The following is a 22,186-nucleotide window of genomic DNA, read 5'->3' as shown; positions in this document are numbered from 1 at the left end:
GTGCGATCAGGCGTTCTCGCTGATCCACATGGTGGTGAAGCGCTGCTCGGCGATCAGCAGCTCGACCAGCTGGTTGCCGATGAAGTTCTCCAGCTTGCCGCCGACGAGCGGGATGCGGACCTCCACGGTCGCCTGGAATTTCAGCCGGGCGCCGCCCGTCTGGGACATCGGCTCCAGCACGGCAGTGCCCGTCAACGCGGCCGGCGCGTCCAAAATCGATCCGACGACAGTGGCGGTGGCGGTGCCGTCGGTGACCGGGCCCCAGGTCTCCTCGCGCCGAATACGCAAATCGCCGCGGTGGAATTGGCTCACCAACGCCGGGAGCCGATCGCTGCGCAGCACCTGGGTGGTGATGACGTCCACACCGCCGCCGGTCCCTTCGCTCCGCAACGAATCCAGGGTCGCCTGATCTGCGCCGGAATCGGCCAGCCGGGCCAGCCAATACTGCTCGTCACTGAATGCCTGCAGTACCTGTTCGACGCTGGCCCCGTAATCGGTTGACATGTCGAATGAACGCGGCATAGCAGGTCAGGCTACCGTCATGGGCCATGGCGGGAACGATGTTCGCCGGGGCGCATGTCGCCGAGGCGGTTCCGTTGGCGCCGTTGACCACCTTGCGGGTCGGACCCGTCGCGCAACGCGTCATCACGTGCACCAGCACCGAACAAATCGTCAGCACGCTGCGACAGCTCGACGCCGAGAAGTGCCGTCCGCTGCTAGTGCTGGCCGGCGGCTCCAACGTGGTCATCGCCGACACGCTGACCGACCTGACGGTGGTGCGGCTGGCCGCCGACGCCGTCACCATCGACGGCAGCATCGTGCGCGCCGAAGCCGGTGCACAGTGGGACGCCGTGGTTGCGCAAACCATCGCGTCGGGTTTGGGCGGGCTGGAGTGCATGTCCGGTATCCCCGGTTCGGCCGGCGCCACCCCGGTACAGAACGTGGGCGCCTACGGCGCCGAGGTGGCCGACACCATCACCCGCGTGCGGGTGCTGGACCGCCGCAGCGGCGAGGTGAGCTGGCTGGCGCCGGCCCAACTGGGGTTCGGGTATCGCACCAGCGTGCTCAAACACTCCGACGCGGCGGTCGTGTTGGAGGTGGAGTTCGCCCTGGACGCCTCGGGGCGCAGTGCGCCACTGCGCTACGACGAGCTGATCGTCGCGCTGGACGCGACCCAAGGCCAGCGCGCCGACCCGGTGGCGGTGCGAAAAGCGGTGCTGGCGCTGCGTTCTCGCAAGGGGATGGTGCTCGACGCCGCCGACCACGACACCTGGAGTGTGGGGTCGTTCTTCACCAATCCGGTTGTCCCAGGGGAGGTTTACCAGCGGCTGGCCGACCAGGTGCAGCGGCCGGTGCCGCACTATCCGGCCCCGGACGGCGTCAAGCTGGCCGCCGGTTGGTTGGTCGAACAAGCCGGGTTCGGCAAAGGCTATCCGGATGTCGACGACGCGCCTTGCCGGCTGTCCACCAAACATGCGCTTGCTTTGACCAACCGCGGCACGGCCACCGCCGCCGATGTGGTGGCACTGGCACGCACCATCCGGGACGGCGTCCGCGACGTGTTTGGTATCACACTGACCCCAGAACCCGTGCTAGTGGGCTGCACGCTGTAAACACGTGCGCGGAAGCGGCCGTTTTCGCCGGTATCTTGGTTTGTCGTGAGTACAGCGCGCGACCTGCCGCCGATCAGTCGGCGCCGGGCTTTGTCTGCGCTGGCGGTGGGGATGTTCGCCCCGAATGTTCTGGCCGCGTGTTCCGGGGGACAGAGCAAACAGGCCGAGAAGCCCAAGCCGCCGGCGGCGCCCAGCTTGACGTTCCGCCCCGCGGACAAGGCCGAAGACGTCGTTCCCACCGCGCCGATCAGCGTCGAGGTCCGCGACGGCTGGCTGCAGCGGGTCGCGCTGACCAATTCCAGCGGCAAGGTGGTGGCCGGGGCGTTCAACCGGGACCGCACCGTCTACACCATCACCGAACCGCTGGGCTACGACACCACCTACACCTGGAGCGGTTCGGCGGTCGGCCACGACGGCAAGGCCGTCCCGGTGACCGGCAAGTTGACCACCGTCACGCCCACCAGGGAGATCGACGGCGGCTTCCAGCTCGCCGATGGCCAGACCGTCGGCATCGCGGCGCCGATCATCATCCAGTTCGATGCGCCCATCAGCGACAAGGCCGCTGTCGAGCGAGCGCTGAAGGTCACCACCGACCCGCCCGTCGAGGGCAGCTGGGCGTGGCTGCCCGACGAAGCCCAGGGCGCTCGAGTGCACTACCGCACCCGCGAGTACTACCCGGCGGGCACCAAGGTGAACGTCGAGGCGAAGCTGTACGGGGTGCCGTTCGGGGACGGCGCCTACGGCAAGCAGGACATGAGCCTGACTTTCCAGATCGGTCGCCGCCAGGTGGTCAAGGCCGAAATCTCCTCGCACCGCATTCAGGTGATTCGCGACGAGGGCGTCATCATGGACTTCCCGTGCAGCTACGGCGAGGGCGACAAGCCGCGCAACGTCACCCGCAACGGCATCCACGTGGTCACCGAGAAATACGCCGACTTCTACATGTCCAACCCGGCCGCCGGTTACACCAACATCCACGAGCGCTGGGCGGTGCGGATCTCCAATAACGGTGAGTTCATCCACGCCAACCCGGCAAGCGCTGGCGCGCAAGGCAATACGAACGTCACCAACGGCTGTGTCAATCTGTCCACGGCCGATGCCGAGCAGTACTTCCACAGCGCGATCTACGGCGACCCGGTCGAGGTGACCGGTAGCCGAATCCAGCTGTCGTACGCCGACGGCGACATCTGGGACTGGGCCGTGGACTGGGACACCTGGGTGGGCATGTCGGCACTGCCGCCGCCCAGCGGGACCAAACCGTCACCCGCGTCGATGCCGCGCAGCGCGCCGGCCACCCCGAGCGATGCGCCGACGCTGTCGGGCACCCCGACTACTGGCGCGCGACCCGGCGGCTAGCGGTTGCCTGATCGCGCGGCCGGATCACGATCTGGTCCAGGTTGACGTGCGACGGGCGCGATGCCACGAACCCGATCACCTCGGCGACATCGGCTGCCACCAGCGGCGTCATCCCCGCGTAAACGGCGTCGGCGCGCTCCTGGTCACCGTCGAAGCGCACCAGCGAAAACTCCGTCTCCACAGCGCCGGGCGCAATTTCGGTGAGCCGCACCGGCTTTCCCAACAGTTCGCCGCGCAGCGTACGGTGCAGCGCACCTTGGGCGTGCTTGGCCGACGTATAGCCTGCGCCGCCGTCGTAAATCTCCATCGCCGCGACCGAGGTGACGGTGACGATCAAGCCGTCACCGGACGCGATCAGTTTGGGCAGCAGCGCGCGGGTGACGCGCAGCGTGCCGAGCACGTTGGTCTCCCACATCCATCGCCAGTGCTCCAGGTCGGCCTCGGCGACCGGTGCGAGGCCCTTGGCGCCGCCGGCGTTGTTGACCAGCACGTCAACACGTTCCAGGTGGTCGGCCAGCGCATCGACCGCGGCGCCGTCAGTGACGTCGGTCACAATCGCGGTGCCGCCGATTTCGTCCGCCAACGCCTTGATGCGATCGGCCCGGCGAGCCACTGCTACTACGTGAAAGCCTTGAGCCGCGAGGGTTCTCGCGGTTGCCTCACCGATACCGGCGCTGGCCCCGGTGACCACGGCCACTCGTTCGGATCCGGCTGATTTCACCTGGATAACTGTAGTAGCCGTGCTAAATTCCTCAGCGTGTACTCGAGCGCTGTGTTCGGTCTGACGTCCGCGTGTCTGTTCGCGGACTGCGCATGTTGTTGCTGCGCACGTCGCCGCGTCTGACCGGCCTTCCTATCACCGAAGCCGGCGTGCGGCCAGAAACCGCCCATCGGACCTCGGGAAAGGACACAGCCAATGCACTCGACAGCTCTCACCCCCCAGTCGCAGGGCCGTAAGACCGCGGTGCGGGCTCGCCACATCGTCGCCCCGTCGCTGCAGCTGTCCGACGCCGCAGCCGCATCGGTCTTCCGCGCGGTGCGGTTGCGCGGCCCGATCGGCCGTGACGTCATCGCGCAGGTCACCTCGCTGAGCATCGCGACGGTCAATCGTCAGGTCATCGCGCTGCTGGAAGCGGGCCTGTTGCGTGAACGCGCCGACTTGGCCGTGGCCGGCGCCATCGGGCGCCCGCGCGTGCCCGTCGAGGTCAACCACGAACCGTTTTTGACGCTGGGCATCCACATCGGGGCGCGGACGACGAGCATCGTGGCCGCCGACCTGTTCGGCCGCACGCTCGACGTCGTCGAGACCCCGACCCCGCTGAGCGGGCATGCGGCCGCGCTGGCGACGCTGGCCGACGCGGCCCGACGGTACCTGCGGCGCTGGCACCGGCGCCGCCCGCTGTGGGTCGGGGTGGCCATCGGCGGGGTGGTCAACGGCGTCACCGGGCACGTCGACCATCTGCGGCTGGGCTGGCGGGACGCCCCGGTGGGGCCGGTGCTGGCCGAAGCCCTGGAACTACCGGTGTCGGTGGCCTCCCACGTCGACGCGATGGCCGGAGCGGAGCTGCTGCTCGGCATGCGCCGATTTCGGCCGAACACGTCGACCAGCCTGTACGTCTATGCCCGGGAAACCGTCGGCTATGCGTTGGTGATCGGCGGCCGGGTGCACAGCCCGGCCAGCGGGCCGGGCACCATCGCCAACCTGCCGGTGTCTTCGGAGCTGCTCGGCGGCTCCGGCCAACTGGAGTCCACCGTCAGCGACGAGGCGGTGCTCGCCGCGGCCCGGCGGTTGCGGCTGGTGCCCGCGAATCGAACCGGCGCCGGCATCGGCGACCTGCTCAAGGCGGCCCGCGGCGGCAACCAGCAGGCCAAGGAGCTGCTGGCCGAGCGGGCGCGGGTGCTCGGCGAAGCGGTCGCGCTGCTGCGCGACATGCTCAACCCCGACGACCTGGTGGTCGGCGGGCAAGCGTTCACCGAGTACCCCGACGGCATGGCCGACGTGGAAGCCGCGTTCGCCGCACGCTCGGTGCTGGCACCGCGGGAGATCCGGGTCACCGCTTTCGGTAACCGGGTCCAGGAAGCCGGGGCCGGCATCGTGTCGCTGGGCGGGCTCTACGCCGACCCGCTCGGAGCCATGCGGCGCGCCGCGCCGTCGGGGGTGGGCCGGCGCGTTGTCGGCGACGAGTCGTCGGCCTGACGTAGCCGAGCCGACGCTCCTGCAAAGATGGCGGTGTGCAACCCAACGCGCTTTCCCGGCCGGACGCCTCGGAACTGACCGATCCCCGCCGGGTGGCGGTGTTGTCGGTGCATACCTCGCCGCTGGCTCAGCCCGGTACCGGCGATGCCGGCGGGATGAACGTCTACGTGCTGCAAAGCGCCCTGCATATGGCGCGCCGGGGCGTGCAGGTGGAGATCTTCACTCGCGCGACGGCGTCCACCGATCCGCCGATCGTGCCGGTGGCGCCCGGCGTCCTGGTGCGCAATGTGGTGGCCGGGCCGTTCGAGGGTCTGGACAAATACGACCTGCCGACCCAGCTGTGCGCGTTCGCCGCCGGAGTGCTGCGCGCCGAGGCGGCCCATGAGCCGGGCTACTACGACATCGTGCACTCGCACTACTGGCTGTCCGGTCAGGTCGGCTGGCTGGCGCGGGACCGCTGGGCAGTGCCGCTGGTGCACACCGCGCACACGCTGGCCGCGGTGAAGAACGCCGCACTCGCCGACGGCGACGCACCCGAGCCGCCGCTGCGCACGGTCGGCGAGCAACAGGTGGTCGACGAGGCCGACCGGCTCATCGTCAACACCGAAGATGAAGCCGCACAACTGGTTTCGCTGCACCAGGCCGATCCGGCCCGCATCGACGTCGCCCACCCTGGTGTCGACCTTGACGTGTTTAGGCCCGGTGATCGCCGCGCGGCGCGCGCTGCGCTGAATCTGCCGCTCGACGAACACGTGGTGGCGTTCGTGGGGCGGATCCAGCCACTGAAGGCGCCCGACATCCTGCTGCGTGCCGCAGCCAAGCTGCAGCGGGTGCGCATCGTGGTGGCCGGCGGGCCGTCGGGCAGCGGTCTGGCGGCCCCGGACGGGCTGGTTCGCCTCGCCGAGGAACTGGGTATCACTGGCCGGGTGACGTTCTTGCCGCCGCAGTCCCGTACGGATCTGGCTCGGCTGTTCCAGGCCGCCGACGTGGTGGCGGTGCCCAGCTATTCGGAGTCGTTCGGCCTGGTCGCGGTGGAAGCTCAGGCCTGCGGGACGCCCGTGGTGGCGGCCGCGGTGGGCGGGCTGCCGGTCGCGGTGCGCGACGGGGTCAGCGGCACCCTGGTGGCCGGCCATGACGTCGACCGGTGGGCGGATGCCATCGACGACGTGCTGCGGCAAGACGGTGCGATGAGCCGCTCGGCGGTCAAGAATGCCGCGACGTTCTCGTGGGACAACACCGTCGATGCGTTGCTGGCCAGTTATCGCCGCGCGATCGGCGAGTTCGCCCTGCGCCATCCACTGCGTGAGCTGGTGCGCGCATGACAGAGTCGGTACAGCAGGTCATCGAGGACGCGCTGAACGCGAGCAAGCTGACGTACTCGCGGCACGAGGGTGCGCACGGCGGCCTGCCGGGGCTGATCGTCGAGCTGCCCGGGGAGCGCAAGCTCAAGACGAACACCATGCTGACCATCGGTGAGCATGGCGTGCGCGTCGAGGCGTTCGTGTGCCGCAAACCCGACGAGAACCATGAGGGCGTCTACCGGTTTCTGCTCAAGCGCAACCGTCGCTTGTACGGGGTGGCCTACACGCTCGACAACGTCGGCGACATCTACCTGGTGGGCCGGATGTCGTTGGCGTCGGTGAGTGCTGCCGAGATCGACCGGGTACTCGGGCAGGTGCTCGAAGCGGTCGATTCGGACTTTAATACGTTGCTGGAGTTAGGTTTTCGCTCGTCGATTCAGAAAGAGTGGGAGTGGCGGGTGTCTCGCGGGGAGTCGCTGAAGAACCTGCAGGCGTTCGCCCATCTGATCGACGACGAGGACGGCGACGATGCAGAGCGCGAAGCGCGATGAGGAGGAGTCGTCCAATTTGGTCAGCGATAAGCGCGGCGGAGCGCGCGTGAGAGACTTGCCGGCATGGCAGAGACTTCCAAGCTGGTATTACTCCGCCACGGCGAGAGCGAATGGAACGCGCTCAACCTGTTCACCGGTTGGGTCGACGTCGACCTGACCGACAAGGGCCGCGCCGAGGCGATTCGCGGCGGTGAGTTGTTGGTCGAACACGACCTGCTGCCCGACGTGCTCTACACCTCGCTGCTGCGGCGAGCGATCACCACCGCGAATCTGGCACTGGACGTCGCAGACCGGCACTGGATCCCGGTGCGACGCAGTTGGCGGCTCAACGAGCGCCACTACGGCGCGCTGCAAGGGCTGGACAAGGCCGAGACCAAGCAGCGCTACGGCGAGGAACAATTCATGGCCTGGCGGCGCAGCTACGACACCCCGCCCCCGCCGATCGAGCGGGGCAGCGAATTCAGCCAGGACGCCGACCCGCGTTACGCCAATATCGGCGGCGGCCCGCTGACCGAATGCCTTGCCGACGTGGTGGCGCGGTTTTTGCCGTATTTCACCGATGTCATCGTGCCCGACCTGCGGGCCGGCAAGACGGTGCTGCTCGCCGCGCACGGCAACTCGCTGCGTGCGCTGGTCAAGTACCTCGACGGCATGTCCGACGAGGAGGTCGTCGGGCTGAACATCCCGACCGGCATCCCGTTGTGCTACGACCTGGATGCCGACCTGCGGCCCACGGTCGCCGGCGGCACCTATCTGGACCCCGAAGCTGCCGCGGCCGGGGCGGCCGCGGTGGCCAGCCAAGGCGCCCGCTGACCGGCCCGGTCATCTGGGCAAACACCGCGTGAACAGCAGCCGAACACATCGGCCGCAACGTGTGACATGTACGATTTTGGCCTCGCGCTGGTGGGGCGAAGTTCACCAGTATTTGTAGGATTTTTATGTGACTGTGTTCTCGGCGCTGTCGCTCGCCGGGGTGTCGGTTCTGTTAGCACTCGCCGTCGGGATCAGCATCGGCACCCGATTGGCGCCGATGGTCGTCGAGCGACGCCAGCGGGCGGCCGCCGAATGGGGCGGCATCACCGTCGCGCAGATGCTGCAACGCATCGCCGAGCTCTCTCCGCTGGGTATCGCGGTGGTGGACGCCCACCGCGACGTGGTGTACCTCAACGACCGAGCTACGCATCTCGGTCTGGTGCGGGACCGCCAGCTCGACGAGAACGCATGGACGGCGGCGCAAACGGCGCTGGGGGGCGGTTCAGCTATCGAATTCGATCTGACGCCGCGTAAACCCACGGTGGTTGACGGGTCGGAACTGGTGGTGCGCGGCCAGGCCAGCCTGCTCAGCGAAGAAGATCGCCGGTTTGCGGTCGTCTTCGTCTATGACCAGTCCGAGTACGCCCGGATGGAGGCGACCCGCCGCGACTTCGTGGCCAACGTCAGCCACGAGCTCAAAACCCCGGTCGGTGCGATGGCCGTGCTCGCCGAGGCACTGCTGTCCTCGGCGGACGACCCGGAAACGGTACGCCGGTTCGGGGAGAAGGTGCTCGTCGAGGCCAACAGGCTGGGAGACATGATCGGAGAGCTGATCGAGCTATCTCGTCTACAGGGAGCAGAACGACTGCCCGACCTCTCCGAGGTTGACGTGGACACCGTTGTGGCCGAAGCGATTTCACGCCACAAGGTGGCCGCTGACAGTGCCGATATTCAGATACGCACCGACACGCCGTGCGGCCTGCGGGTATTGGGTGAGCAGACGCTGCTCATCACCGCGCTGGCCAATCTGGTGTCCAATGCGATCGCGTATTCGCCGCGCGGTTCGCTGGTGTCGATCAGTTGTCGCCGCCGCGGTGACTTCGCCGAGATTGCGGTCACCGACCGGGGTATCGGTATCGCGCGCAAGGACCAGGAACGCGTTTTCGAGCGGTTCTTCCGGGGCGACAAGGCGCGGTCGCGATCCACCGGCGGGAGCGGTCTGGGACTGGCGATCGTCAAGCACATCGCGGCCAACCACAACGGCAGCATCAAGCTGTGGAGCCAACCGGGAACCGGCTCCACGTTCACGTTGTCGATCCCGATCTACCAGAACAACAACGACGAGCCCCGCCAATCGGAGGAGCCTTCGCTTCGTCCCATGAAGCCGCAACGGCTCCGAGGAAAGGAAGAGCTACGCAGATGACTCGCACTGTGCGAGGAGAAGGAGTGTGGCGCCATGACTAGCGTGCTGATCGTGGAAGACGAGGAGTCGCTGGCCGATCCGCTGGCGTTCCTCTTACGCAAAGAAGGATTCGAGGCCACCGTGGTGACCGACGGCGCTTCGGCGCTGGCCGAATTCGACCGGGCCGGAGCCGATATCGTGCTCCTGGACTTGATGCTGCCGGGCATGTCCGGCACCGATGTGTGCAAGCAGCTGCGGGCCCGCTCGAGTGTGCCGGTCATCATGGTCACCGCCCGCGACAGTGAGATCGACAAGGTGGTCGGTCTGGAGCTGGGTGCCGACGACTATGTGACCAAGCCGTATTCCGCGCGGGAGTTGATCGCCCGGATCCGGGCGGTGCTGCGCCGCGGAGGCGACGACGACTCCGAGGCCGCCGACGGAGTGCTGGAGGCCGGGCCGGTACGGATGGACGTCCAGCGCCACATCGTTTCGGTCAACGGCGAACAGATCACGTTGCCGCTCAAGGAATTTGATCTGCTCGAGTATTTGATGCGCAATACCGGCCGGGTGTTGACCCGCGGCCAGCTGATCGACCGGGTGTGGGGCTCCGATTACGTCGGCGACACCAAGACCCTCGATGTGCATGTCAAGCGGCTGCGGTCGAAGATCGAGGAAGACCCGGCCAATCCGGTGCACCTGGTGACGGTGCGCGGGCTGGGCTACAAGCTGGAGGGCTGAGTTCGCGCCCTGCCGGCGAAACTGCGCTGCGCGCGGCCCGTTGACAGCGCTTGTTGTCAACAGTATCTTCAGCTCATCCGATCAGTTCGCACGAGGCCCGGCGCGATGATGCATGGGCGAAAAGATTCCCAAGTCGACGGCCGGGTAAATCTTGGACCCGACTCGCTGATCTGGCGCTGGGCCGGGGATATGCGCATCGCGTTCGAGGGCGGCACCGCAGGCCTGTTGCAGACCATGCACCCTGCGATCGGGTACGCGCTGATCGAGCACTCCAACTTCTTCGATGATCCAGTTGATCGTGTATTCCGTTCGCTACCAGGTATTCTCGGCACCGTCTATGACGGACAGGGTGAAAGCACCGGCAGGCGGGTCCGTGACTACCACCGGGATATCAAGGGCACCCAGCCGGATGGAACGCGCTATCACGCGCTGAACCCAGAGACCTATTGGTGGGCGCATGCCACCTTCCAGCGGATGGTGGAGCGCGTCGCCGAGCATTGGGATACCCACCGGCTCAGCGATGCCGAGCGGGATCGGCTCTACAGCGAAGGGTGTGAGTGGTATCGCCGTTACGGGATGACCAAATCCGTGCTGCCGGCCGATCGTGGCGAGTTCGACGCGCAGTGGAATCGTTACTGCGCCGAGGTTCTCGAGCCGAATCCGGCGGCTGATTACCTGATCGACTTCATCAACCGCAGCACGATTCCCGACATGAGCACCTCGCCGTTCTTTCCCGCGCCGCCCGCGTTGAAGCCGATCGCCAACCGATTGCTGCCGACCTGGCCGGTGCGGGCCGCCCTAGCGCCGCCGATGCGACTGGTCATCTTCGGTGGATTACCTGCCCAGGTGCGGAAACGTTTCGCGATCTACTGGACGGAATATGACCAACGTGCTTACAGCGCCGTGCGCGCCGCCATTCGCACGGCGTGGCCGTATGTTCCCGCGTCGCTGAAGTGGCACTACACCGCGCGGAAGGGCTGGCTGCGTGAAATCGGGAAGCTGCCGCGCCGGTTCTAGCGCGGGCCGTCAAACGCGAGCGATGTTACCGCGAAACGCGCCGCAGTGCCCTCAGTGCGCTGGTAATCCGCGCCGTCAGAACACGAATTGAAGGCGAGCTTTCACTTGCGTCATGCTGACAGCGTCCTCAGACGAAAGGCCAAAGTCATGGCGATTCTGCAAACCCCGATAGCGGCACTTTTCGACAGGATTTTCGCGCAAGCGGTGCGCAGCCGCTTCTTTCATGGTCTCGACTTCGCCGAACCAAAGGGAGATCAAGGATGGTTCGGTCCCGACAGCGCGGTGTGGTACGTGCACTCACATCTGCCACTGGTCACGCTGGGTTTGGTCTCCTCGGTGACCATGGAACAGCTTGACCCGTCCACGGTTTCGGGCGGTTACCACCACTCACGCGCGCTCAAACGTGACAGTGAGGGCAATCCGACCTTGGGCATCGACCCGGAGGGAGCTGCGGTTCGGTTCGGCCACTCGCTGGCCTTCTTTCTCGGTGTCGCCTACGGTCCGACGGAGACCGCGGAAAAGTGCGCGCGGATCGTACGCGCCATGCACGGGACGGTGCACGGGGTGAGCGCGCTGACAGGTATGCGCTACGACGCACGCGATCCCGATCTGCTGCGGTGGAACTACGCCAATGTGGTGTGGGGGTTGGCCACGGCGCACGAGCGCTACCACTACGCGCCGCTGCGTGGCGCCGATCTGGACCGCTACTACCGCGAGTTCACCCGGGTGGGTTACGCCCTCGGCGGGAGCGATCTACCCGCCAGCAAGGCCGAGGTGCTCGAGGTCCTCGACAGTTGGGTACCGCAGCTGGCGATGTTGCCGGCGGTATCGGAAACGCTGTGGCCCAACAACCGCCACGCGATCCCGATCTGGCTCTGGCCGCCTCAGGCGCTGTTGAACTGGATCGTTCGCGACATGCAACCCCGGTGGGCGCGCAACCTGTATATGCACACCCGGCCTGATCCGCTGACCCTGTGGTCGATCCGGCAATGGTTGAAGGTGACGCTGAACAGCGCGCACCTGTTGCCGGGGCCGCTACCCGAATTCCGGCAAGCCCAAGAGCGAGTCCGCGGCGTGCCACTGCAACCGATTCGCTTCGATCCCGACAAGATCGCCGCCACATCCAAGTTGAGTCGCGATGCCGTCGAGCGTCTGGCAGACGACAGCGTCGCCGTGCTCAGCTGACGATCCCGTCGGCCACCGCCAACGCCAGTGCCATGATCGACACCTGCGGGTTGACCTCCGGGCAGCTCGGCAGGATCGACGCGTCGGTGACCCACAACCGGTCCACCCCACGCAGCCGGCCGGTTTCGTCCACCGGGCAGCGCTGCTCGTCGACGCCCGCCGCCGCGGTGCCGGTCGGATGAAATGCCGCCAGGTGCAAGCTTCTCGGATTGGTCCGGGCCAGTACCTCCTGCAGCTCAGGCAGCGACGCAACCGTGTTCGCGCCAGGCAGGCCGGTCAGCAGCTCGACCGCGCCTGCGGCGAACAGCAGCCGCCCCATGGCTTCTAGCGCCGTCATCAGCTTCGTCGCGTCGGCACGGGCGAGGTCGTAGCGCATCAGCGTCTGGCCACCCACCGAAAACACCCGGCCCACACCGCTATCGGCCACCATCGCTCCGAACGTCGCGACATGGGTCGCCCGGTCCAGCCAACTAAGCAGCTCGGTGCCGAACCCGGGGTACAACATCGAGCCCATGCCGGGCGGGGTCGACGTCGCCTCGATCAACACGCCGTGTGAGGCGTGCAACTCGTCGACCGCCGCGCTCTGCAGTACGCCGTGCCAGGCAACGATGTCTTCCTCGAAGCGACCGGCCAGCATCGCCGCCGGATGCAGCGCGAGATTGCGGCCGAGCCGCGGGTGCCTGCCAAGACCGCTGCGCCGCAACAGCCCCGGCGTCTCGGTGGCGCCGGCGGCGATCACCACGGTGTCGGCCAGCACGTCGACGGCGGTGCCGTCGGGCCGTCGTGCCCGCACCCCGTATGCGCGACCACCGGTGTGCAGCACCCGTTCGACGCGGGCGTTTGAAATGATTCGCGCGCCGGCCGCACATGCCTGCGGCAGCGCGTTGAGGTGCACGCCGAACTTGGCGTTGCGCGGACAGCCGAGCGCGCATTGGCAGCACCCCTCACAGCCGGGTGCATTGCGGGGGATGGGCGCGGCCTGCCAGCCCAACGCGGCCGCGCCCTCGAGCAGCAGCCGCCCGTTGCGGCCCATGATGTCCAGCGGCACCGGCGCCACCTGCAGCGTCTCTGCGACGTCGTCGAGATGACCGACCAGCCGGTCCGGATCGGCCAGCGCCAAACCGAATTCGTCGCGCCAGCGCTGCTGCACGGCCAACGGTGGTCGATAACAGGTGCCGGAGTTGACGACCGTGGTGCCGCCGACGGCCCGGCCGATCGGCAGCACCACCGCGGGGCGGCCGAGCGCCACGGTGGCTCCCGCGCCGCGGTACAGCCCGGCGTAGCGCTCCAGCGGATGCCTGCTGCGGAACTCCTCGACGGTCCAGCGTCGGCCCTCCTCGAGCACGACGGTGTCCATCCCGGCTCGGGCCAGGGTGCGGGCCGCCATCGCGCCGCCGGCGCCCGAGCCGACCACCACCGCATCGGCGCGGACCACCGACGGGCTGTCCACCGAGGAGGTGAGGTTCAATTCGGCGTCGGGGCGGGCCGGCTCATGTTTTTGGGCGCGCTCGAGCAGCTCGGCCGCATAGGTCTCGGCGCCGTTGGCCAGCAGCACAACGGCTTTGAGCCCCTCCATCGCCGCGCCGGCTTCGGGGCTGAGTCCGGCGATGCGGCGCAGCACCGCTTCGCGTTCCTGTGGGGTCAACCGCGACATCGACCGCCCGGTGGTGAGATAGCTTGCCGCCGCGAGCGATAGCAGGCCGGCGCGCGTCGCCAGTCGCGACGGTGTCGGAAGCCGGCGCAGGTAGCGGTCGACGCGTTGGGCCACTTGGTCCGGCGACGGTCCGCCGCACTCCTCGGGAAGCAGTGCCGCACCGAACGAGGCGGCGGCGCGGTCGCCGAGCGTCACAGCAGACGCCCGAGCCGGCGACCGAGCTTGAGGAAGAACGGATAGGTCGCGAAAATCGCGCCTGCCAAGGCATGCATCCGCACACCGACGTCGTCGGTCTTCAGTCCGAAAACACCACTGTTCCACATGAAGTCGCGTCCGTTGCGCGCACGGAACGGGCGCCACAGCAGCCCGAGGCCGGGCACGTTGTTGTACAGGCCGAACGAGCCGCCGAAGAACACGCCGAGCGTGGCGGCCTCGGCGACATCACGCTGCTCAGCGGGCAGACCACGTTCGATGAGCACGCCAGAAGCAACCAGCATTGGAGGGTCGAACAGAAAGCTCACGACGAAATCCCTTCTCTGACAACAGGTGCCTCAGATCCACGCAAGCCGACTTCGGCATGCCCAGTGCCCAGCACCGACCAGCGCCGCTCGCCAAGCTCGACGTAGACGTCGGCCCGCTCGGTGTTGGTGCATACCGCGGTGGCGCCGTCGGGGTCGGTGTACTGGAGGCTAACGCAGCGCTCGGCGGGCATGTCAACCCGGATGAGCGTGTCGCGGCGCCCGATACGGCCCTCCAGCTGCCAGTGCCGCAGACCGAGTGTGGTGCGCATCCGCAACGACGGCAAAACCCCTGTCGACCAATCGGCTCCGTCGATACGGAACCGAATGAACGCCATCGGCGGGAGCCGACGCAAGCCCGGGGTGTGAGACACCGCGGTGACCACCTCGAGCACGTCCGAATCGCCGAGGTCGGCGTGAATCCACCCCCACCGCTTGGCGTTGCCGCGCCCGTAGATGTGGGCCACCCCGCCGCGCCATCCGTCGAGTTGGTGCACCGTGTCGCCGAGCGTGATCGACCCGGTGAAGACCGCGGTGGGCGCCAGCACCACCTGCGCCCCGGGCAACAGCTGGCGCTCCCACGCCGCCCGCGGAAACGTCCACAATGGTCTGCCGGTGTCCTTCCAGCGCAGGTCCCAGCCCAGCGACCCGGCCCGCCCGCAAAATTCCCCCGGGCCGACACGGGCGTCGCCGACCCGCAGCCAATCCGGTCCGGCACCGGGCGCGACCGGTTCGGGACCGAAGCGCTGGGTCTGCGGCGGACCGTCGGTGGGAAACCAGCTCACCCAGCCGTGCCCGTAAGCGGCGCCGACCGTCGGCGCCACCGTTTCGTAATGGACCCACAGGCCGGCACCGGTTGCCGGATCGGACAGCGTGGCGTACCAGACCTCCAGGCGCCCGGCGTCACCGCGCCAGCGCGGCATCGCTGCCGATCGCATCTCGGTGTCCATCAAGCTCCTCCGCCCGCGACGCGCTGCCCGTGGGTAGCACACTAGATTGACATGTCAATCAATAGCAACCTACGGTGCGATCATGCCGGATGACAGGGTGGCGCGGGCATTGGTCTTGGAAGCGCCGCGTCGGCTGGTTGAGCGGCAGCTGCCGGTCCCCGAAGTGGGCGAGGATGACGGCCTGGTGCGCGTCGAGGCCTGTGGGCTGTGCGGCACCGATCACGAGCAGTACACCGGTGCGCTGTCGGGCGGGTTCGCGTTCGTTCCCGGTCACGAAACCGTCGGGACGGTCGAGGCGATCGGGTCGCGGGCAGCGCAGCGCTGGGGTGTGGCCGTCGGCGATCGGGTGGCCGTCGAGGTGTTCCAGTCCTGCCGGGACTGCTCGGCTTGCCGGGCGGGGGAGTATCGGCGGTGCGAAAAGCACGGCCTGGCCGATATGTACGGCTTCATCCCGGTCGATCGCGAACCCGGCCTGTGGGGCGGCTACGCCGAATACCAATATTTGTCCCCCGATTCGATGGTGTTACCGGTGCCGGAACACCTAGAACCCGTAGTCGCGACACTGTTCAACCCGTTGGGTGCTGGAATTCGTTGGGGCACAACAGTTCCCGATATCAAGTCCGGCGACGTCTTGGCTGTGTTGGGGCCGGGAGTCCGCGGGCTGTGCGCCGCTGCGGCCGCCAAAGAAGCCGGTGCGGGGTTCGTGATGGTGACCGGTTTAGGCGCTCGTGACGCCAACCGGCTGGCGCTGGCGCCGCAATTCGGCGCCGACCTGGCCGTCGACGTCGGCGTCGACGACCCGGTCGCCGCGCTCAAGAAGGCCACCGGTGGGTTGGCCGACGTCGTGCTGGACGTCACCGCCGGAGCGCCGGCGGCCTTTGCGCAGGCGATCGCGCTGGCCCGGCCCAACGGCACCGTCGTCGTCGCCGGTACCCGGGGCTTCGACAGCGGTGCGCCGGGCTTTTCGCCGGACATGGTGGTGTTCAAGGAGCTGCGGGTGCTCGGCGCGCTGGGCGTCGACGTCACCGCCTACCGCGCGGCGCTGGACCTGTTGGGCTCCGGCCGCTACCCGTTTGCCGGCCTGCCGCGCCGCTGCGTCGGTCTGGACGGGGCCGACGAGCTGCTGGCCACCATGGCGGGCGAACGTGACGGCACCCCACCGGTACACGGGGTGCTGACACCGTGACCGGCGCGGTGGCGTCCGTCGACGACGTGCTCGGGTGCCGCACCGACGGTGAGGGCCTGTCGTTCGAGCTGGGCCGCAACATGCACGGTGCCTTCGGCGGGGCGTTCGGTGGCGCGGTCGCGGCGTGCGCGCTGCGTGCCGCGCGCCGGGTGGCTCCCGGCCGCACGCCCGCCTCGCTGGACGTGCGGTTTTTGCGCGGCTTGCCGGCGGGCACCGCCCACGCCGCGGCGACCGTGCTGCACGCGGGCCGGTCGCTCACCACCGTCAGCGTCGACATCGCCGACAGCACCGGACGGGCGGCCGCGCGGGCGACTGTCGGGCTGGCCGATCCCGCCGCGCTGCACCCCTCGGACACACCCAGCGCCGAAAAGGCTGGGCTCACCGGATATTCCGGCGGCAGTGACTGGACCACTCCCGACGGCGTGGAGATCCCGATCGTGGCGACGCTGCGCCCGCGGGTGCTGGGCGCCGGGCCGTCGTGGGTCGCCACCGGGCTGCGGGCGCCCTGGGACGTGGCGGCCGGCGCCGAGGCCGCATGCCTGGCCGCCGACATGTGCGTCGGCCCACCGGTGGCGGCCGCGTGCGCCGGCAAGTGGATACCGCATCCCAATCCTGATTTGTCGCTGCGCTTCGTCGGCGAGGTGGCCGAGCCCGACCTGGTCGGGGTGGGCCGGCTGCAGCGGATCAGCGGCGGATTGGCCGCGGTCGGCATCACCGTGTGGTCCGGCGACGACGTCGTCGCGGTGGGGGTCTGTTCGTCGATGCTGCTGGCGCGGCGATGACGGCATACAGCGGGCCGCCGCTGATCGGCGTGCGGGTGCTCGACCTTGCCAGCGGCGAGGCCGACGCGATCAGCCGGCTGATCGCCGACCTCGGCGCTGACGTCCTCAAGATCGAGCCGCCGGGCGGTAGCCCGGGACGCGCGGCGCTGCCCGCGGTCGCCGGGCGCAGCATCCGGTTCGCCCTGCACAACGCGAACAAGCGCAGCGCGGTACTCGACCCCGACGCCGATGCGGACCGGCAGCGGTTCCTCGAGCTGGTCGCCGGCGCGGACATCCTGATCGACAGCGGAATCCCCGGCCTGGCAACAGCATTCGGTAACTCCTGCGCACAGCTGGCCGACCGCTTCCAGCGACTGGTCGCGATGCACGTCACCGATTTCGGTGCCGACGGGCCGCACGCATCCTGGCAGGCCACCGATCCGGTGATGTATGCGCTCTCGACCGCGCTGTCGCGGTCGGGCCTGCCGACCGGCACACCGGTCCTGCCGCCGGAGGGCATCGCGTCGGCGACCGCCGCCGTGCAGGCGGCATGGGCGGTGCTGGTAGCGTATTTTCACCGGCTACGTTGCGGCATAGGCGATTACATCGACTTCTCGCGATTCGAAGCCGTCGTCCAGGCGCTCGATCCGCCGTTCGGCGCAATGGGGCAGGGCGCGTTGGCCCAGCGCGATGCCGGCGCCTGGCGCGGGCGCCCGCGATATCAGGACGTCTACCCGATATTCGCCTGCAAGGACGGCTACGTGCGGACCTGCGTGATGGCGCCGCGGCAGTGGCACGGCATGCGCGCATGGTTGGGGGAGCCCGAGGAGTTCCAAGATCCCAAGTACGACACGGTCGGAGCCCGGTTCTTGGCCATCCGCGAGATCGGTGCGCTGACCGCCGCGCTGTTCGCCGACCAGACAATGGCCGAGCTGGTCGCGACCGGAAAAACGCACGGGGTTCCGATCGCCCCGGTATTGAGCTGTGCCGAAGTGCTGACGTCGGATCACTTCCGCGCGGTCGGTGCCTTCACCGCAGTGCAGTTGACCTCCGCTGACCACGTCGCCGCCCCGGTCGGGCCGTTCGTGATCGACGGGCGCCGTGCGGGTCTGCGCCATCTCGCACCGTCGGCCGGCCGGCACCATCCCCGCTGGCTTGACCGGGAGCCGGCGTCGCACCCGGCGGGGCACCACGACTGCGGGCACCGGCCCTTCGACGGGATACGCGTCGTCGACCTGGGCATCATCGTGGCCGGCGGCGAGCTCGGCCGGTTGTTCGCCGACATGGGCGCCGAGGTCATTAAGGTGGAAAGTGCGCAGTTTCCCGACGGACTGCGCCAGACCCGCGCCGGTCAACCGATGAGCCAAGCCATCGCCTGGACCAACCGCAACAAGTACGGGCTCGGCCTGGATATGCGTAATCCAGAAGGCGCGGACCTGTTTGCTCGCCTGGTGGCCGACGCCGACATCATCTCCGCCAACTTCAAGCCGGGAACGCTTGCCGCGCTGGGCTTTCCATACGAGAAATTGCGGTCGCTCAACCCGGGCATCATCCTGGCGGAAAGCAGCGCGTTCGGCGACCGGGGCCCGTGGAGTGTCCAGCTAGGGTACGGCCCGCTGGTGCGCGCGGCCACCGGAATCACCCGGCTGTGGACCGGCCCCGCCAGCGACGACGGTCGGCCGCCGTTCCTGGATGCGGTCACGGTCTTCCCCGATCACATCGCGGCGCGGGTCACCGCCATTGCCGCGTTGGCGGCCCTGATCGGCAGGCACCGCACCGGACGTGGTGCGCACGTGCACATCTCGCAGGCCGAGGTGGCCATCAACCAACTCGACACGACGTACGTCACCCAAGCGGCTCGCGCCGCAACTCTGCCGGTCGTTGACGACCCGAGCTGCCACGGCGTCTATCCCTGCGCCGGAGACGACGAGTGGTGCGTCATCTCGCTGCGCGACGAACGTGACTGGTGCGCGCTCGCCGGGGTGATCGGCTGTCGCGACCTTGATCGCAACCGCAGCGACGCCACCGCCGAGATAGCGCGATGGACGCGGAATCTCGACAAGCAGACGGTGACCGAACTGTTGCAGCAGGCCGGTGTGCCGGCCGGCCCGATGAACCGGCCCGCCGACGTTCTTGCTGATCCGCAAGTGTCGCATCGAAAGATGTTGTCCGACATGGTGCATCCGTTATTCGAGGCGCCGCTGCCCGCCGAGTCGGGGGTGGCGCCGTACCGCAACATTCCGCCTGCCGAGCTGCGGCCCGCGCCGACGCTCGGCGAACACACCCGCGAGGTCTGCGGAAAGCTGCTCGGCCTTGCCGACGCCGAGATCGACCGCCTGATCAACGCCGGTGTGCTATTCACCGACGGGAGGACGCCCTGATGCCAATCGATCCACGGACTCCGGTGCTCGTCGGCGCCGGACAGATCAACCAGTACGACGGTGATGTCGACCCGGTCGGGTTGATGGCGCTGGCCGCCCGGCGGGCCGCCGACCAGCGCACGCTGGAGGCGGTTGATTCGATTCGCGTGGTGAACTTGCTGTCGTGGCGGTATCGCGACCCGGGGCTGCTGCTCGGTCAGCAGATCGGCGCCAAGAACTTCTCGACCCGCTACAGCGGCGTGGGCGGCAACGTCCCGCAGTCCCTGGTGAACCAGGCCTGCATCGATATCCAGCAGGGAAGAGCCGATGTGGTAATGATCGCCGGCGCCGAATGCTGGCGCACCCGATCACGGTTGCGCGCTGAAGGCGCCAAGCCGTCATGGCCGCAGCAGGACGACTCAGTGCCGATGGCCCAGGACGACGGCGACAGCGTTCCGATGGCCGGTCCGGCCGAATTGCGCATCGAGCTCATCCAGCCGGCGCACGTGTATCCGCTGTTCGAGCAGGCGTTGCGGATCGCCGCCGGCGAGTCAGTGGACACACACCGCCGGCGGATCGGTGAGTTGTGGTCGCAGTTCAGTGCGGTCGCGGCCGGCAATCCGAACGCCTGGAGCCCCAAAGCCCTGTCTGCTGAGCAGATTTGGCAGCCCGGCCCGGACAACCGGATGATCAGTTGGCCCTACACCAAGTTGATGAACTCCAACAACATGGTCGACCAGGGCGCGGTCGTTGTCCTCGCCTCCGCCGAAACGGCCGAGCGGCTGCAGATCTCGTCGGATCGCTGGGTTTTTCCGTATGCCGGAACCGATTCGCACGACACCTACGGACTCGGCGAGCGCCTGGACTATCACCGGTCCCCGGCGATCCGGATCGCGGGCAAGCGCGCGCTCGAGCTTGCCGGGCGCGGCATCGACGACGTCCAGTTCGTCGACATCTACTCGTGTTTTCCGTCCGCGGTTCAAGTCGCCGCGAATGAACTGAACCTTCCCGTCGGCGATCCGCAGCGTCCGCTGACGGTGACCGGCGGCCTGACGTTCGCCGGGGGACCGTGGAACAACTACGTCACGCATTCCATCGGCACCATGGCCGGCTTGCTGATCGAGAACCCCGGCAGCGTCGGGCTGATCACCGCTAACGGCGGCTATCTGACCAAACACGCCATCGCCGTCTACGGCACCGAGCCGCCCGCCACCGAATTCCGTTGGGAGGACGTCCAACCCGAGGTCGACCGAGAGCCGACCAGCACGTCCGTCGACCAGTGGGAAGGGATCGGCACGATCGAAACGTGGACCACCCCATTCGACCGTGACGGGAATCCGGAGAAAACCTACATCGCCGTGCGCACGCCCGATGACGCGCGCACGCTGGCGGTGCTCACCGCCCCGGCCGATGTGCAGGCAAGCGTGCACGACGACATCGCCGGCGCCAAGGTCTCCGTTCACGACGACGGCACCGCGACGTTGGGGTAGTGCCCGACAGCGTCAGGAAGGCTTCACGAGTGAGCTGACGCCGACAGGCCCAACGTGTCGGCGAGGACCCGCCGATGATAGACGGCGTCACCGAACATCGACTGTGCGCACTTGGCGCGCTTGAGATACAGGTGCGCGGGGTGCTCCCAGGTGAAGCCCATGCCGCCATGGATCTGAATGTTCTCGGCGGCCGCTCGCGCATAGACGTCGCCGACGTAGGCTTTGGCCATCGCCGCTTCCACGCCGAAGTCGTCGGGATTCTCGTCGACGGTCGCCGCGGCGTGGTAGGCCACCGACTTGGCCTGTTCGAGGGCCACCAACATGTCGGCGCACTTGTGTTTGATCGCCTGGAACGAGCCGATGGGGCGGCCGAACTGGTAGCGCGCCTTGGCATGATTCACGGATTGGTTGAGCACCGCCTGCGCGCCGCCGACGCTCTCGTTGGCCAAGGCAACACACGCGAGATTGGCCACGTCCGAGCGGATTTGCGCAGCGCCACGCTCGGTGCGAATGATCCGTGCCGCAGCGTTGTCGAAGCTGACGGTGGCGTGTTTTCGTGTCGCATCCATGCTCGGCGCTCCGGTGATCTGCACACCGACGGCGTCGGTGTTGACCGCGAAGAGCCCGAGTTCACCTGCGCGGGCGAACACGAAAATGACGTCGGCACTCAGGGCATCGAGGACGAATCCGGCCGTGCCGGAGACGACATAGCCGTCGGCGGTGGATGTCGCCGTCAACCGGGTGTCTGTGGATGGGTCGTCACCGCTGGGGAAGGCGACGGTCGCGATGGTTTCGCCGGTGGCGATCTTCGGCAGGAAATCGGCCATCGCCGCGCTATCGTTCGATCGCAGCACGACTTCGGCTGCCAATACCGCCGAGGCCAAGAATGGCCCGCCGAACAGGTGCCCGCCCATTTCTTCGAGCGCGATGCACACCTCGACGTAGCCCAATCCCGCTCCGCCGAACTCCTCTGGGATGTGGATGCCGGGCAGTCCGATCTGCGCTGCCATCTGTTGCCAGACGGCGGCGTCGAAACCGGTCGGGGTTTCGATCAGGCGGCGCACCTCGGATTCGGGCGACTTCTTGTCGAGGAATTCGCGCACAGTGCGCCGCAACTCATGTTGTTCGGTGGAGAAGGCCACAGTCGTCACGCC

General features: G+C 68.0%; 19 protein-coding genes and 1 pseudogene. 14 read left to right on the top strand and 6 right to left on the bottom strand.

The genetic code is table 11. The annotated features are described in order from the left end of the window. Positions 1-6 precede the first annotated feature (6 nt). Positions 7-522 carry a DUF2505 domain-containing protein gene (locus tag MSP7336_RS02600; RefSeq protein WP_069397558.1) on the bottom strand — a complete coding sequence of 172 codons (516 nt, stop codon included), beginning with the start codon at positions 520-522 and terminating at the stop codon, positions 7-9. 26 nt (positions 523-548) lie between these two features. Here MSP7336_RS02600 and MSP7336_RS02595 point away from each other — a divergent pair, with 26 nt between their 5' ends. Next, positions 549-1,613, top strand: a complete 1,065-nt coding sequence (locus MSP7336_RS02595) for a UDP-N-acetylmuramate dehydrogenase (RefSeq protein WP_069397557.1) — start codon at positions 549-551, stop codon at positions 1,611-1,613. Positions 1,614-1,658: 45 nt separating this feature from the next. Beyond that, the gene (locus MSP7336_RS02590) at positions 1,659-2,969 is read left to right on the top strand and encodes a L,D-transpeptidase (protein ID WP_244917402.1); all 1,311 of its coding nucleotides are present in this window, start codon (positions 1,659-1,661) and stop codon (positions 2,967-2,969) included. Here MSP7336_RS02590 and MSP7336_RS02585 read toward each other — a convergent pair. Then, the gene (locus MSP7336_RS02585) at positions 2,944-3,690 is read right to left on the bottom strand and encodes an SDR family NAD(P)-dependent oxidoreductase (protein WP_069397555.1); all 747 of its coding nucleotides are present in this window, start codon (positions 3,688-3,690) and stop codon (positions 2,944-2,946) included. The two genes, MSP7336_RS02590 and MSP7336_RS02585, sit on opposite strands and share 26 nt — an antisense overlap. A gap of 195 nt (positions 3,691-3,885) precedes the next feature. On the opposite strand from MSP7336_RS02585, the gene MSP7336_RS02580 reads away from it, so the two are divergent. From MSP7336_RS02580 to MSP7336_RS02545, 8 genes and pseudogenes are all read left to right on the top strand, one after another. Continuing rightward, positions 3,886-5,166, top strand: coding sequence for an ROK family protein (locus tag MSP7336_RS02580; RefSeq protein WP_069397554.1), 1,281 nt, complete (start codon positions 3,886-3,888; stop codon positions 5,164-5,166). 35 nt (positions 5,167-5,201) lie between these two features. Beyond that, positions 5,202-6,488 carry a D-inositol-3-phosphate glycosyltransferase gene (mshA, locus tag MSP7336_RS02575; protein WP_113962985.1) on the top strand — a complete coding sequence of 429 codons (1,287 nt, stop codon included), beginning with the start codon at positions 5,202-5,204 and terminating at the stop codon, positions 6,486-6,488. Then, positions 6,485-7,025: pseudogene (locus MSP7336_RS02570) on the top strand (type III secretion system chaperone family protein); the annotation flags it as partial. The gene mshA and the pseudogene MSP7336_RS02570, both read left to right, overlap by 4 nt. Before the next feature lie 56 nt (positions 7,026-7,081). After that, positions 7,082-7,831, top strand: a complete 750-nt coding sequence (locus MSP7336_RS02565) for a phosphoglyceromutase (RefSeq protein ID WP_069397552.1) — start codon at positions 7,082-7,084, stop codon at positions 7,829-7,831. Between the two features lie 127 nt (positions 7,832-7,958). Next, positions 7,959-9,194, top strand: a complete 1,236-nt coding sequence (locus tag MSP7336_RS02560; protein WP_113962984.1) for a sensor histidine kinase — start codon at positions 7,959-7,961, stop codon at positions 9,192-9,194. 33 nt (positions 9,195-9,227) lie between these two features. After that, positions 9,228-9,911: a two-component sensory transduction protein RegX gene (gene regX / locus MSP7336_RS02555; RefSeq protein WP_069397550.1), complete on the top strand. Its 684-nt coding sequence runs from the start codon at positions 9,228-9,230 to the stop codon at positions 9,909-9,911. Positions 9,912-10,016: 105 nt separating this feature from the next. Further along, positions 10,017-10,928, top strand: coding sequence for an oxygenase MpaB family protein (locus tag MSP7336_RS02550; protein WP_181786522.1), 912 nt, complete (start codon positions 10,017-10,019; stop codon positions 10,926-10,928). Positions 10,929-11,075: 147 nt separating this feature from the next. Next, positions 11,076-12,113, top strand: coding sequence for an oxygenase MpaB family protein (locus MSP7336_RS02545; RefSeq protein WP_069397549.1), 1,038 nt, complete (start codon positions 11,076-11,078; stop codon positions 12,111-12,113). Here the strand turns inward: MSP7336_RS02545 and MSP7336_RS02540 are convergent. Genes MSP7336_RS02540 through MSP7336_RS02530 form a run of 3 tightly spaced genes read right to left on the bottom strand, consistent with a single transcriptional unit; the run spans position 12,106 to position 15,235 of the window. Continuing rightward, on the bottom strand, positions 12,106-13,962 hold the full coding sequence (locus MSP7336_RS02540; RefSeq protein ID WP_113962983.1) for a GMC family oxidoreductase: 1,857 nt from the start codon (positions 13,960-13,962) through the stop codon (positions 12,106-12,108). The two genes, MSP7336_RS02545 and MSP7336_RS02540, sit on opposite strands and share 8 nt — an antisense overlap. Further along, a complete protein-coding gene (locus MSP7336_RS02535) occupies positions 13,959-14,288 on the bottom strand; it encodes a hypothetical protein (RefSeq protein ID WP_113962982.1) in 330 nt (109 codons plus the stop codon). Before MSP7336_RS02535 ends, MSP7336_RS02540 begins: the two co-directional genes overlap by 4 nt. Further along, the gene (locus MSP7336_RS02530; protein ID WP_113962981.1) at positions 14,285-15,235 is read right to left on the bottom strand and encodes a hypothetical protein; all 951 of its coding nucleotides are present in this window, start codon (positions 15,233-15,235) and stop codon (positions 14,285-14,287) included. The genes MSP7336_RS02535 and MSP7336_RS02530 overlap by 4 nt, the downstream gene beginning before the upstream one ends. An 82-nt stretch (positions 15,236-15,317) precedes the next feature. Here MSP7336_RS02530 and MSP7336_RS02525 point away from each other — a divergent pair, with 82 nt between their 5' ends. The 4 genes from MSP7336_RS02525 to MSP7336_RS02510 are packed head-to-tail and all read left to right on the top strand — an operon-like array spanning position 15,318 to position 21,032. Further along, positions 15,318-16,421 (top strand): zinc-dependent alcohol dehydrogenase, encoded by a 1,104-nt coding sequence (locus MSP7336_RS02525; RefSeq protein ID WP_113962980.1) that lies wholly within the window; start codon positions 15,318-15,320, stop codon positions 16,419-16,421. Continuing rightward, a complete protein-coding gene (locus MSP7336_RS02520; protein ID WP_113962979.1) occupies positions 16,418-17,203 on the top strand; it encodes an acyl-CoA thioesterase domain-containing protein in 786 nt (261 codons plus the stop codon). The genes MSP7336_RS02525 and MSP7336_RS02520 overlap by 4 nt, the downstream gene beginning before the upstream one ends. After that, a complete protein-coding gene (locus MSP7336_RS02515; protein WP_113962978.1) occupies positions 17,200-19,563 on the top strand; it encodes a CaiB/BaiF CoA-transferase family protein in 2,364 nt (787 codons plus the stop codon). The genes MSP7336_RS02520 and MSP7336_RS02515 overlap by 4 nt, the downstream gene beginning before the upstream one ends. Next, complete coding sequence (locus tag MSP7336_RS02510) at positions 19,563-21,032, top strand: acetyl-CoA acetyltransferase (RefSeq protein ID WP_069397542.1); 1,470 nt, start codon at positions 19,563-19,565, stop codon at positions 21,030-21,032. The genes MSP7336_RS02515 and MSP7336_RS02510 overlap by 1 nt, the downstream gene beginning before the upstream one ends. Positions 21,033-21,055: 23 nt before the next feature. Here the strand turns inward: MSP7336_RS02510 and MSP7336_RS02505 are convergent, their stop codons facing one another. Further along, complete coding sequence (locus MSP7336_RS02505) at positions 21,056-22,183, bottom strand: acyl-CoA dehydrogenase family protein (protein WP_069397541.1); 1,128 nt, start codon at positions 22,181-22,183, stop codon at positions 21,056-21,058. Positions 22,184-22,186: the final 3 nt, after the last annotated feature.

Source organism: Mycobacterium shimoidei, from assembly GCF_900417275.1.
In the GTDB taxonomy this organism is placed as follows: domain Bacteria; phylum Actinomycetota; class Actinomycetes; order Mycobacteriales; family Mycobacteriaceae; genus Mycobacterium; species Mycobacterium shimoidei.
Note: the sequence above shows the minus strand (reverse complement) of the source record. Positions and strands in the feature narration are given on the sequence as shown.